Here is a 12,076-nt window from a genome sequence, read left to right as displayed (position 1 = left end):
GTGGTCTCAGCTCCTCGGACGAGCGGGCGGGGGCGGCGAGTAGTGCGGCAGCCGGCCGGAGGCGAGGACCTCCGCCAGCGAGGGGGCGGCCGCGTCCTTGGGCGAGCGCACGGGCGGCCCGGTCAGGTCCCAGGGCAGCGCCAGTTCGGCGTCCAGGGCGTCCAGGTCGACCATCGCGCCGGGCACGTACTCGGTGGAGAGCAGGTAGTTGACGCAGGTGCCGTCCTCCAGGGAGAGGAAGGCGTGGCCGATGCTGCCCGGCAGGTACAGGGCGATCCCGTCGCCGGCCGACATCCGGGTCACCTCGTGGTGTCCGAAGGTGGGCGAGCCCACCCGCAGGTCGACCATGACGTCCAGCATCGACCCGCGTACGCAGGTCACCAGCTTGCTCGCGCCGTCGGGCACGTCGTTGCAGTGCACGCCGCGCAGCACGCCCTTGCGGGAGACGGAGTTGTTGACCTGGCGGACCGCGAACGGCAGCCCCGTCCGCTCGGTCAGCACGCTGTACTTGGCGGCCTCGAAGAAGACGCCCCGGTCGTCGGACAGCCGCTCGGGCGTCACCCGGTAGGTGCCGGGGATGCCCGTCTCATCGACGTGCACGGCCGTCCGCCCCCCGCCCGTCCGACTTGAGCGGCTCCCACCAGGACCGGTTGTCGCGGTACCACGCCACCGTGTCCGCCAGACCGCGGTCGAGGCCGATCCGCGGGGCGTAGCCCAGCTCGGTGGAGATCTTCGCGATGTCCACCGAGTACCGGCGGTCGTGCCCGGCGCGGTCCGCGACCCGGCGCACCGCCGAGGCGTCCCGCCCGCACAGCTCGAGCAGCCGGCCGGTCAGCTCACGGTTGGTCAGTTCCGTGCCGCCGCCGATGTTGTAGACCTCGCCCGGGCGGCCCTTCGCCGCGACCAGCGCGATGCCGCGGCAGTGGTCGTCCACGTGCAGCCAGTCCCGGCTGTTGCCGCCGTCTCCGTACAGGGGCACGGTCAGACCGTCCACGAGGTTGGTCGTGAACAGCGGGACGAGCTTCTCCGGGAACTGGTACGGCCCGTAGTTGTTGGAGCAGCGGGTCACACACAGCTCCAGGCCGTGCGTGCGGTGGAAGGCCAGTGCCATCAGGTCCGAGGCCGCCTTGGAGGCCGCGTACGGCGAGTTGGGCGCGAGCGGGTGCTCCTCCGGCCAGGAGCCGGTCTCGATCGAGCCGTACACCTCGTCCGTGGAGACGTGCACGAAGCGGCCCGCGCCGGCGCGTACCGCGGCGTCCAGCAGCGTCTGCGTGCCCTGCACGTTGGTGCGCACGAAAGCGGACGCGTCCTCGATGGACCGGTCCACGTGCGACTCGGCGGCGAAGTGCACCACCAGGTCGACGCCCTGCATCAGCCGGCCGACCAGCTGCGCGTCGCAGATGTCGCCGCGCACGAACTCCAGCCGGCCGTCGGTGCGCACCGGATCCAGGTTGGCCCGGTTGCCGGCGTAGGTCAGCGCGTCCAGGACCACCACCCGGGTCGCCGCCAGGTCCGGATAGGCGTCGGACAGCAGTTCTCTGACGAAGTGCGAGCCGATGAAGCCCGCTCCTCCGGTCACCAGGACACGCATCGGCAAGAACCTTTCCGCGAAGGGATGGTTGGGTGGGGGCGCGCCGCTCAGGCGGCGGTGAAGCCGACGGCGGGCTCCGGGGCCCGGGCCGGGGTCCGGCGGGCCGTCTCCTGCACGTAGCGGCCGTAGCCGGAGTCGCCCAGCTCCCGGCCGAGCGCCTGGCACTGCTCCGGGCCGATGAAGCCCATCCGCAGGGCGATCTCCTCGACGCAGGCGATCCGCTCGCCCTGGCGCTGCTCCAGCAACTGCACGTACTGGCCGGCCTGGAGCAGGGAGTCGTGGGTGCCCATGTCCAGCCAGGCGAAGCCGCGTCCCAGCGCGGTCAGCCGGGCGCGCCCGGCGGCCAGGTAGGCGCGGTTGACGTCCGTGATCTCCAGTTCGCCGCGCGCGGAGGGCGCGAGCCCCCGGGCGATGTCCACCACGTCGTTGTCGTACAGGTACAGGCCGGTGACCGCCAGGTTGGAGCGCGGCTTGACCGGCTTCTCCACCAGCGACACCAGCCGGCCCTCGGCGTCGACCTCGCCGACGCCGTAGCGCTGGGGGTCCTTCACCGGGTAGCCGAACAGCTCGCAGCCGTCGAGGCGGGCCGCGGCCTGGTGGATCAGGGACGAGAAGCCGGGCCCGTGGAAGACGTTGTCCCCCAGGATGAGCGCGACCGGGCTGTCCCCGATGTGCTCCTGCCCGATCAGGAAGGCCTCCGCGATCCCGCGCGGCTCGTCCTGCGCGGCGTAGCTCAGCTCCAGGCCGAGCCGTGAGCCGTCGCCGAGCATGGATCGGAACATGTCCAGGTGGTCCCGGGCCGAGATGATCAGGATGTCCCGGACGCCGGCCAGCATCAGCACCGACAACGGGTAGTAGATCATCGGCTTGTCATACACTGGGAGCAGTTGCTTGGAGATCGTGCCCGTCAGCGGGCGCAGCCGGGTGCCGCTGCCGCCGGCCAGGATGATCCCCTTCATCGGCCGCCTGCCCGGTCCGCCACCGGAGGCGTGCCACGGCGTCGTCCCGGACGGGGCGCCGGGCGCATTGCGTACAACGTCAATCATGAATGGTCTCCGTCGCCTCGCGGACCGCCGCGATGACGGCCGTGACGTCCTGCGCGGTCAGTTGCGGCCCCATGGGCAGGCTCAGCACCTCGTCGGCCAGGCGCTCGCTGCGGGGCAGCGGCCCGCCGACCACTCCCGCGTAGGCCTCGGAGCGGTGCACGGCCACCGGATAGTGGACCAGCGTCTCCACCCCGGCCGCCTCCAGCGCGGACACCAGAGCGGCACGACGCGCGGCGCGCACCACGTACTGATGCCACACCGGCTCGGCCCACGGCCGCACCGTGGGCACCTCCAGCCCCGGCAGCCCGGCCAGGCCCTCGGTGTAGCGGGCCGCGACCTCGGCCCGGCGGGCGTTCCACCCGTCCAGGCAGGTCAGTTTCACCCGCAGCGCGGCGGCCTGGATCTCGTCCAGCCGCGAGTTCGTGCCGGGCACCTCGTGCCGGTACTTGACCCGCGACCCGTAGTTGCGCAGCAGCCGTATCCGCTCCGCGAGCCGCGCGTCCGACGTCACCACCGCGCCCGCGTCGCCCAGCGCCCCCAGGTTCTTGCCCGGATAGAAGCTGAACGCGGCCACGTACCGCGAACCGGCCCGCCGGCCCCGGTAGCGCGCGCCGTGCGCCTGCGCCGCGTCCTCGACCACCGGAATGCCCCGGGCGGCGGCCACGGCGTCGATCGCGTCGAGGTCCGCCGGATGCCCGTAGGGATGCACCGGCATGACGGCCCGCGTCCGCGGGGTGCAGGCGTCGGCCAGCCGCTCCGGATCCATCAGGTACGAGTCCGCCTCGGGCTCCACCGGGACCGGCCGCGCCCCGACCGCCGACACCGCCAGCCATGTGGCGATGTAGGTGTGCGCGGGCACGATCACCTCGTCCCCCGGACCCACGTCCAGCGCCCGCAGGGCCAGCTCCAGCGCGTCCAGACCGCTGCCCACGCCGACACAGTGCTCGTTCTCGCAGTAGCGGGCGAACTCCTCCTCGAACGCCGCGAGTTCCGGCCCCAGTAGATAGCGGCCCGAGCGGGCCACCCGCAGCACGGCCGCGTCCACCCGCTCCTGCACACCGTCCAGCGCGTGCAGGTCCCGCAGGTCGTGGAAGGCCACCCGCCCGGCGCGCTCCGGCGCCACGGCGGTCACCGCGACCCCCGTACGGCGGACAGGAACTCCTCGTAGTCGCGGTAGTAGTCCGCCTCGTCGAAGTGCAGCGACGCCAGCACCAGCGCCACCGCCCCCGGCGAGAAGTCCTTCAGGTTCCGCCAGACCATCGGGCCGACGTACAGCCCCCGCCCCGCGTCGTCCAGCCGGTACTCCGCCTCGTTCGCCCCGTCGTCCACGGTGATCGTGAAACCACCGTGGACGGCGATGACGAGCTGCTCCAGCGCCCGGTGCGCGTGACCGCCGCGGGAGGAACCGACATCGGGGTCGTGCAGGTAGTACACCCGACGGATCGGGAACCCGGCCGTCCATTCGGACTCGACGACGGAGAGACTGCCCCGCTCGTCGACGTGCTGCTCCAAGTCGATGACGGTGCAGGGCCTGACCCCGCCCACCGCCACTTCCGTAGTCATCCCCACCGCCACGATCGAGCTCCCTGGATGCGGGCCCGCTCAGCCGCGGGCGACGGAGACCGGCAGATGACGGGCGGTGAGCTGGTCCGCCTCGTAGAACTCCGCCCGGTCGTGGTGGACGGTGAACGACGAGTACGCGTCGAAGACCAGGTTGAGGAAGACCTTCGCCTCCATGCGGGCCAGGAACGCGCCCAGGCAGTGGTGGATGCCGTGACCGAACGCCATGTGCTTGTTGGCCGAGCGGTGCACGTCGAAGGTGTCCGGGTCCGGGAACTGGAGCGGGTCGCGGTTGGCGGACTGGCTCCACGCCACCACCATCTGCCCCGCCTTCATCGGCACACCGAGGATGTCGGTGTCCTCCTTCAGCAACCGGAAGATGTTGTTGAACGGGCTGCGGAAACGCAGCGTCTCCTCCACCGCCGCCGAGATCAGCGAGCGGTCCGCACGCAGCTCCGCCTGGGCCCCCGGGTGCCGGTCCAGCACGATGAACAGGTTGCTCAGCAGCGTGGCGCTGGAGATGTGGCCCGCCGTCAGCAGCAGCGCCACGATGTTGACGATCTCCTCGTCGGTGAGCCGGCGCCCGTCCACCTCGGACTCGATCAGACCGCTCATCAGGTCGTCGGCCGGCCGCTCCCGCTTCTCGGCGATCTTCGCGTAGAGGTAGGCCGCCCACTCCTTGATGGCGGGGCCCATCGTCTCGGCGAAGTCGTCCGGCAGGTTCGGGTACTCCATCCCCTCGTTGTTGAGGATGACGTCGACCCACTCCCGGAACAGGTCCTGGTCCTCGGCCGGCACCCCCAGCAGCTCCGCGATCACCGTCACCGGCAGCGGGTACGCCAGGTCCGTCACCACGTCGATCTCGGTACGCCCGTCCAGCTCCGCCAGCAGCCGCCGGGTGATCTCCTCGATCCTCGGCTCCAGCGCGGCCATCCGCCGCGGCGTGAACGCCTGGCTGACCAGCTTGCGCAGCGGACCGTGCCGCGGCGGGTCGATGCCGCCGAAGGTACCCGGCCCCATCAGCAGGGCCAGCTCCTCGGGCACCGGGAAGACCGGCGAGAAGTCCGAGGAGAAGAGCTGCGGGTTGGTCGAGACGGTGTTGTAGTCCGCGTAGGAGAACACCTGCCAGGCGAACCTGGTCGCGTCCCAGAAGACCGGCGCCTCCGACCGGGCCCGCGCGAACCAGTCGAGCAGCGCGGCCGCGTCGGCGTCCGCCGGCTGCGCCAACGGGTGGGGTGTCTCGGCGTCCTGGTCGGCCTCGGCCGTGACCTCGGCGGTCTGTGTCGTCATGTTCGCTTCCTGAAGGTCGGTGAAGTCGGAAGGTGGCTGGTCGGCGCGGCCCTCAGGCCGCGGCGGCCGCGGCGGGCGCGAGCAGCGCCTCCACCGCGTCGGCGGCGGCCGCGGGACCGCCCGCGGCCTCGATCTCGGCGCGCAGGCGGGCCACCGCCGCCCGCACCTCGGCGCTGCCGGCCAGGGCCAGCGTCGTCTCGCGCAGCCGCTCGGGCGTGACGTCCTTGCGCAGGATCTTGGCGCCCACACCCAGCTGCTCGGCCCGGGTGGCGGTCGCGTGCAGCTCCGCCATCTGCGGAACGGCGATCACCGGCACACCCTCGGACACCGCCTGGAGCACGGTGCTCGTACCACCGTGGTTGATCATCACGGAGGCGTGCGCGAGCACCGCGCCCTGCGGCGCGAAGTCGTACACCCGGATGTGCGGCGGAACGTCGCCGAGTTCACCCTCGGCCACCCCGCCCGCGTGCGTGATCACGACGTCCCAGTCGGTGTCGCGGAAGGCCTCCACGCAGGCCCGGAAGAAGTCCGGCTGCTTGTTGTACAGCGTGCCCAGGCTGATCAGCACCAGTGGACGGCCGGTGCCCGGCGGCTCCCACTCGCCGTGGAAGGAGTTCGCGCTCGTGCACGGACCGACGAACCCGACCTCCTCGCCGAAGGTGTCACCCGCGTACTGGAACGCCCGCGGCAGGTACACCAGCGCCGGACCCGAGTGCACCTCGGCCGCGAAGTCCCCGATGGACTTCTCCACCCGGTGCTCGGCCAGCAGTCCGGCCACCACCTCGAACAGGGCACCCGTCACCGGGTCCTCGGCCTGCTCCTCCGCCGTGTCCACCGGCGGATGCAGCGACCAGTGCTCGTTGGCCACGTAGGTCGGCGTGCTGCGGATCACCGGCACCCCCCACTTGGCCGCCAGGATGTGCCCGCTCCAGAACGACGACGGGTCGCACACGAACACGTCGGGACGGTCGCCGCCCTCCCCGAAGTGACGCTCGAAGTCCCCCAGTGTCTGCCGGGTCATGTCCAGCATCCACGTCATCATGTTCACGAACTCCTGCTGGTCCGTGTACTCCGCCGCGTCCTGCTTCGGCACCATCGTGGCCCAGAACCGGTCCTGGTCCAGGGCGTACGGAAGGAACTCCGCCCCGGTCGCGAGCACCCGCTCGCGGTAGTTCTCCGAAAGGGCGTAGGTGACCCGGTGTCCGCGCGCGACGAGTTCCCTCGCCACGGACAGCGTCGGATTCACGTGACCTGCCGCGGGGAGAATGAAAAAGGCGATGTGCGCCATCGGGCCAGCCCTTCGAGGCGAATCGGATACGACGTGTCGGCACGCCCCCGACCAGGGGACGAGGCACCACCGTCACCGGAACGGACCCGGCGCGGTCACCCGCCGGCCGACGATGCCTGACCACCGTGTACCAGCGCCCTCCAATGCTCGTCGGTGCACGCTCGCATTCCGCTCCAGCGCCGCTCGAATTCCCGCTGCGCCCTCTCCTCGATTGGCACAATCCCTTTCCTGCCGCGGCATACCGGCCGCGGCGCCGTCGGGTGCTGTTCCGGTGAAAGGTCCCCCGGTCCGTACACAGAGGAGATACCGCCATGACCTGCCCCCATGCCGCCGCCGCGGCCGTCGGAACGGTCCGCACCTACCCCTTCGGCGACCACGTCGACCTGCGACTCGACCCCGACTACGCCGAACTGCGCGCCACCTCGCCCGTGGCCCGCGTCCGCATGCCCTACGGCGGCGACGCCTGGCTGCTGACCCGGCACGCCGACGTCAAGAAGGCCTCCGCGGACCCCCGGCTGAGCATGCACGCCGCCGCCGACCACGACGTACCCCGCGCCGCACCCCGCGCCCTGGACTCCGTCGGCCTCATGGGCATGCCGCCCGAGTCGCACGCCCGGCTGCGCCGCCTCGTCTCCCGCGCCTTCACCGCCCGTCGCGTCGCCGCCCTGCGCCCCCGCATCACCGAGATCACCCACGATCTCGTCGACGACATGGTCGCCGACGGCGGCCCCGCCGACCTCGTGTCCCGCCTCGCCCTGCCCCTGCCCACCGCCGTCATCTGCGAGATGCTCGGCATCCCCCGCACCGACCAGCACATCTTCCGGGCCTTCACCGAGGCGCTCATGTCCGCCAGCCGCTTCACCGAGGAACAGGTCGCCCAGGCCGCCGAGGAGTACGCCGACTACCTGCGCGGCTACGTCGCCCAGCGCCGCGCCCACCCCGAGGACGACCTCATCAGCGCCCTCATCGAGGCCCGCGACGAGGGCGGCCGGCTCAGCGAGGACGAACTCCTCATGCTCACCGGCGGCATGCTCGTCGGTGGCCACGAGACCACCGCCAACCAGCTCGCCGGCCAGGCCCTCGTCCTCCTCGACGACCGCGCCCGCTACGAACGCCTCGTCGCCGACCCCGGCCTGATCCCCGCCACCGTCGAGGAACTCCTGCGCTACGTCCCCCTGTGGGCCAGTGTCGGCCCCAGCCGCGTCGCCACCGAGGACGTCGAGATCGGCGGCGTCACCATCCGGGCCGGCGAGGCCGTCGTCTACTCCCTCGCCTCCGCCAACCGGGACGAGACCGTCTTCGACGCCCCCGACGACGTGGTCCTCGACCGCGCCGCCAACCCCCACATCGCCTTCGGCCAGGGCCCCCACTTCTGCCTCGGCGCCCCCCTGGCCCGCGCCGAACTCCAGTGCGCGCTGGAAGCCCTCACCGGCCGGCTCCCCGGACTGCGCCTCGCCCGGCCCGCCGCGGAACTCGACTGGCACCGCGGAATGCTCGTCCGCGGCCTGGTCGAACTCCCCGTCACCTGGTGATTCCAGCGGCGCTCCGGCCGCATTCCCCATTCTTGCCCGTGGGCCCCTCGCACCGTATCCCTGGCTATGGAGAATTCATGACCCCGAATACCCGTGAGCAGCACACGGATGACAACGACATAGCCGTCGTGGGGATGGCGTGCAGGCTTCCCGGAGCCGACGGCATCGGGGAATTCTGGCAACTGCTGCGCGACGGACGCGACGCCGTCACCGCGCAGCCCGACGGAACCCGGCGCGGCGCCCTCGCGGACCACGGCGGGTTCGACGCCGGATTCTTCGGGATGAGCCCCGCCGAGGCCGCCGCGACCGACCCCCAGCACCGCCTGGTCCTCGAACTCGGCTGGGAGGCCCTGGAACACGCCGGGATCGTCCCGGCCCGCCTCAGCGGCACCCGCGGCGGCGTCTACGTCGGCATCGCCTCCGACGACTACGCCACGCTCACCCGCGCCGCCGGCCACACCGACGGCTACACCGCCGCCGGCCGCCACCGCGCCATGACCGCCAACCGGCTCTCCCACCGGCTCGGCCTGCGCGGCCCCAGCATGGCCGTCGACACCGCCCAGTCCTCCGCGCTCGTCGCCGTCCACCTCGCCTGCGAGAGCCTGCGCCGAGGTGAGAGCGACCTCTGCCTGGCCGGCGGCGTCAACCTCGTCCTCGCCGAGGACAGCACGACCGCCATGGAGATGATGGGCGCCCTCTCCCCCGACGGCCGCTGCCACACCTTCGACGCCCGCGCCAACGGCTACGTCCGCGGTGAGGGCGGCGGCGTGATCGTCCTCAAACCGCTGCACCGCGCGCTCGCCGACGGCGACCGCGTGCACTGTGTCATCAAGGGCGGAGCCGTCAACAACGACGGCGGCGGCCCCAGTCTGACCACCCCCGACCGGGCAGCCCAGGAAGTGGTGCTCCGCGAGGCGTACGCCCACGCCGGCGTCCCCGCCGGGCAGGTGGGCTACGTCGAACTGCACGGCACCGGCACCCGCGCCGGAGACCCGGTCGAGGCGGCCGCCCTGGGAGCCGTGCTCGGCACCGCCACGGGCCGCCGCACCCCGCTGGCCGTCGGCTCCGCCAAGACCAACGTCGGTCATCTCGAAGGCGCCGCGGGTGTCGTCGGCCTCCTCAAGGCCGTCCTCGCCGTACGCGAGGGCGAACTCCCGCCGAGCCTCCACCACACCACGCCCAACCCGGACATCGACCTCGACGGACTCAACCTCACCGTCCAGACCGAACTGGAGTCCTGGGCCGCCGAACCCGGCACCTCCCGACTCGCCGGCGTCTCCGCCTTCGGCATGGGCGGCACCAACGCGCACCTCGTCCTGTCCCAGGCCCCCGCGCCCGTCCCGGCCCCCGAGGCCGCCCACCACCTGCCGGTGGTACCGGTCGTGGTGTCCGGCCGCACCGCCGAAGCCCTGCGCGACCAGGCCGCCCGGCTCAGCGCCCACGTGGAGCACACCCCCGAACTCGACCTCCACGACGCCGCCCGCACCCTCGCCGAGGCACGCACCGTCTTCGCCCACCGCGCCGTGGTCCTCGCGGGCGACCGTCACCAGCTCCTCACCCGCCTGGAACGCTCCGCCGTCCACGGCGTCGCCCCCGAGTCGGCTGCCCGCAGCCGGACGGTGCTGGTGTTCCCGGGGCAGGGGACGCAGTGGGCGGGGATGGGCCGTGAACTGCTGGATTCTTCACCGGTGTTCGCGGCGCGGATGGGGGAGTGTGCGGCGGCCTTGGAGCCGTTCGTGGACTTCGATCCGGTCGAGGTGCTGCGGTCGGGTGCTGCTCTGGAGCGGGTGGAGGTGATCCAGCCCGTCACCTGGGCGGTCATGGTCTCTCTGGCCCAGCTGTGGCGCTCCTTGGGTGTCGTACCGGATGCGGTGGTGGGTCACTCGCAGGGTGAGATCGCGGCGGCGGCTGTCAGCGGTGCCCTGTCGCTGGAGGATGCGGCGCGTGTGGTCGCGCTTCGGGCTCAGGTGATCGGCCGTGAGCTGGCCGGCCTGGGCGGTATGGCGTCGGTGTCGCTTCCGCGTGCGGACGTCGAAGCACGGCTCGTGGGTTGGGAGGGGCGCCTGGATGTCGCCGCGGTCAACGGCCCGTCGAGCACGGTCGTCGCCGGTGACGCCGACGCGATCGTCGACTTCGTCGCCGCCTGCCGGGCCGACGAGGTCCGGGCCCGTCAGGTCCCGGTGGACTACGCCTCGCACTCGGCCCACGTGGAGCGCATCGAGGCCGAACTCCTCGACGTGCTCGCCCCGATCACCCCGCAGGCTTCACGCGTCCCGTTCTACTCGACCGTCGACGCGGCCCTGACCGACACCACGACCCTCGACGCGGGCTACTGGTACCGCAACCTCCGCCACACCGTCCGTTTCGAGCAGACCGCTCGGCTGCTGATCGACGCCGGATTCGGGACGTTCGTGGAGTCCAGCGCGCACCCGGTGCTCACGATGGCGGTGCAGGAGACCGCCGACGTGATCGCGGTCGGCTCGCTGCGCCGCGACGAAGGAGGGCTGGAGCGCTTCCTGTCCGCCGCCGCCGAACTCTTCGTGCAGGGCGTACCCGTCGAATGGTCCGCCCTGTTCGAGGGCACCGCCGCCCGACGGGTTGAACTGCCCACCTACGCCTTCCAGCGCACGCGGCACTGGTTCGACTCGGTGCCCGAGGCCGAGCCGGTCAGCGGAGGAGTCCCGGACACCGAGGAGACGCTGCTCAGCCGCGAGCTGCGCGGCCTTTCCGGGGCCGATCGACTCGACCACGTCCTCGAACTCGTCAGGGTGCACGCGGCGACCGTGCTCGGCCGCTCCTCCGCGGACACGGTCAGCGCTGAACTGACCTTCAAGGAGCAGGGCTTCGAATCGATCCAGGGCATCGAACTGCGCAACCGGCTGCGCGCCGCGACCGGCCTGAAACTGCCCACCACGCTGGTGTACGACCACCCGACGCCGCTGGAGGTCGCCCGTCTCATCCGGGACACCGCCGGCGAAGGCGAGGAGATACCGGGCGTCACGGCGGCGCCGGAGCCGCGCACCGCTCCGACCGGCACCGACCACCCCGACGACGCCATCGCGATCGTGGGGATGGCGTGCCGGTTCCCGGGTGGGGTGGGTTCGCCGGAGGGTTTGTGGGATCTGGTGGTGTCGGGTGGGGATGCGGTGTCGGGGTTCCCGGTGGACCGGGGCTGGGATGTGGAGGGGTTGTTCGATCCGGAGCCGGGTCGGCCTGGGCGTACGTATGTGCGTGAGGGTGGGTTCCTGCATGGTGCGGGGGAGTTCGACGCGGGGTTCTTCGGTATTTCGCCGCGTGAGGCGGTGGCGATGGATCCGCAGCAGCGGTTGTTGTTGGAGACGTCGTGGGAGGCGTTGGAGCGGGCGGGTGTGCCGGCGGCGGGTCTGCGTGGTTCCCGGACCGGCGTCTTCGTCGGCGCCATGACACAGGAGTACGGACCCCGCCTCTACGAGCCCGCCCAGGGCTACGACGGGTACCTCCTGACCGGCAACACCGCCAGCGTCCTGTCCGGCCGGATCTCCTACGCGCTGGGCCTTGAGGGTCCGGCGGTGACGGTGGACACGGCCTGCTCGTCCTCCCTGGTCTCCCTGCACCTGGCCGCCCAGGCGCTGCGGTCGGGCGAGTGCGACCTCGCACTGGCCGGCGGTGCCGCGGTGATGGCCAGTCCCGGGATGTTCGTGGAGTTCTCGCAGCAGCGTGGGTTGTCGGTGGACGGGCGGTGCCGGGCGTTCGCGGAGGGTGCGGACGGTACGGGGTGGGGTGAGGGTGT

The 12,076-nt window shown here is 72.0% G+C and carries 9 protein-coding genes; 2 read left to right on the top strand and 7 right to left on the bottom strand.

Going from position 1 to position 12,076, the window contains the following annotated elements; all coding sequences use genetic code 11:
* Positions 1-6: 6 nt before the first annotated feature.
* From ACZ67M_RS34065 to ACZ67M_RS34035, 7 genes are all read right to left on the bottom strand, one after another.
* Positions 7-600: a dTDP-4-dehydrorhamnose 3,5-epimerase family protein gene (locus ACZ67M_RS34065; RefSeq protein WP_361363011.1), complete on the bottom strand. Its 594-nt coding sequence runs from the start codon at positions 598-600 to the stop codon at positions 7-9.
* Positions 587-1,591 carry a dTDP-glucose 4,6-dehydratase gene (rfbB, locus tag ACZ67M_RS34060; protein ID WP_469853931.1) on the bottom strand — a complete coding sequence of 335 codons (1,005 nt, stop codon included), beginning with the start codon at positions 1,589-1,591 and terminating at the stop codon, positions 587-589. The genes ACZ67M_RS34065 and rfbB overlap by 14 nt, the downstream gene beginning before the upstream one ends.
* Positions 1,592-1,638: 47 nt before the next feature.
* Positions 1,639-2,550: a glucose-1-phosphate thymidylyltransferase RfbA gene (gene rfbA / locus ACZ67M_RS34055; protein ID WP_361363326.1), complete on the bottom strand. Its 912-nt coding sequence runs from the start codon at positions 2,548-2,550 to the stop codon at positions 1,639-1,641.
* A gap of 79 nt (positions 2,551-2,629) precedes the next feature.
* On the bottom strand, positions 2,630-3,769 hold the full coding sequence (locus ACZ67M_RS34050; RefSeq protein WP_385797588.1) for a DegT/DnrJ/EryC1/StrS family aminotransferase: 1,140 nt from the start codon (positions 3,767-3,769) through the stop codon (positions 2,630-2,632).
* On the bottom strand, positions 3,766-4,200 hold the full coding sequence (locus tag ACZ67M_RS34045; protein WP_392103221.1) for a sugar 3,4-ketoisomerase: 435 nt from the start codon (positions 4,198-4,200) through the stop codon (positions 3,766-3,768). The genes ACZ67M_RS34050 and ACZ67M_RS34045 overlap by 4 nt, the downstream gene beginning before the upstream one ends.
* Positions 4,201-4,239: 39 nt before the next feature.
* A complete protein-coding gene (locus tag ACZ67M_RS34040) occupies positions 4,240-5,487 on the bottom strand; it encodes a cytochrome P450 (protein WP_469853930.1) in 1,248 nt (415 codons plus the stop codon).
* Between the two features lie 52 nt (positions 5,488-5,539).
* Positions 5,540-6,775, bottom strand: a complete 1,236-nt coding sequence (locus ACZ67M_RS34035) for a macrolide family glycosyltransferase (RefSeq protein WP_361362996.1) — start codon at positions 6,773-6,775, stop codon at positions 5,540-5,542.
* 311 nt (positions 6,776-7,086) lie between these two features.
* On the opposite strand from ACZ67M_RS34035, the gene ACZ67M_RS34030 reads away from it, so the two are divergent.
* Positions 7,087-8,307, top strand: coding sequence for a cytochrome P450 (locus tag ACZ67M_RS34030; RefSeq protein WP_385797583.1), 1,221 nt, complete (start codon positions 7,087-7,089; stop codon positions 8,305-8,307).
* A 77-nt stretch (positions 8,308-8,384) separates the two neighbouring features.
* The coding region (locus ACZ67M_RS34025) for a type I polyketide synthase (protein ID WP_469853929.1) at positions 8,385-12,076 on the top strand (3,692 nt) is incomplete at its 3' end.

The organism is Streptomyces sp. NPDC107500, assembly GCF_055582785.1.
This window is presented reverse-complemented; position numbering and strand designations above follow the sequence as displayed.

Coding starts and splice junctions, on each gene's coding strand:
- rfbB (WP_469853931.1), bottom strand. CDS start 1,591: ATGCGTGTCCTGGTGACCGGAGGAGCGGGCTTCATCGGCTCGCACTTC.
- rfbA (WP_361363326.1), bottom strand. CDS start 2,550: ATGAAGGGGATCATCCTGGCCGGCGGCAGCGGCACCCGGCTGCGCCCG.
- ACZ67M_RS34045 (WP_392103221.1), bottom strand. CDS start 4,200: ATGACTACGGAAGTGGCGGTGGGCGGGGTCAGGCCCTGCACCGTCATC.
- ACZ67M_RS34040 (WP_469853930.1), bottom strand. CDS start 5,487: ATGACGACACAGACCGCCGAGGTCACGGCCGAGGCCGACCAGGACGCC.
- ACZ67M_RS34035 (WP_361362996.1), bottom strand. CDS start 6,775: ATGGCGCACATCGCCTTTTTCATTCTCCCCGCGGCAGGTCACGTGAAT.
- ACZ67M_RS34030 (WP_385797583.1), top strand. CDS start 7,087: ATGACCTGCCCCCATGCCGCCGCCGCGGCCGTCGGAACGGTCCGCACC.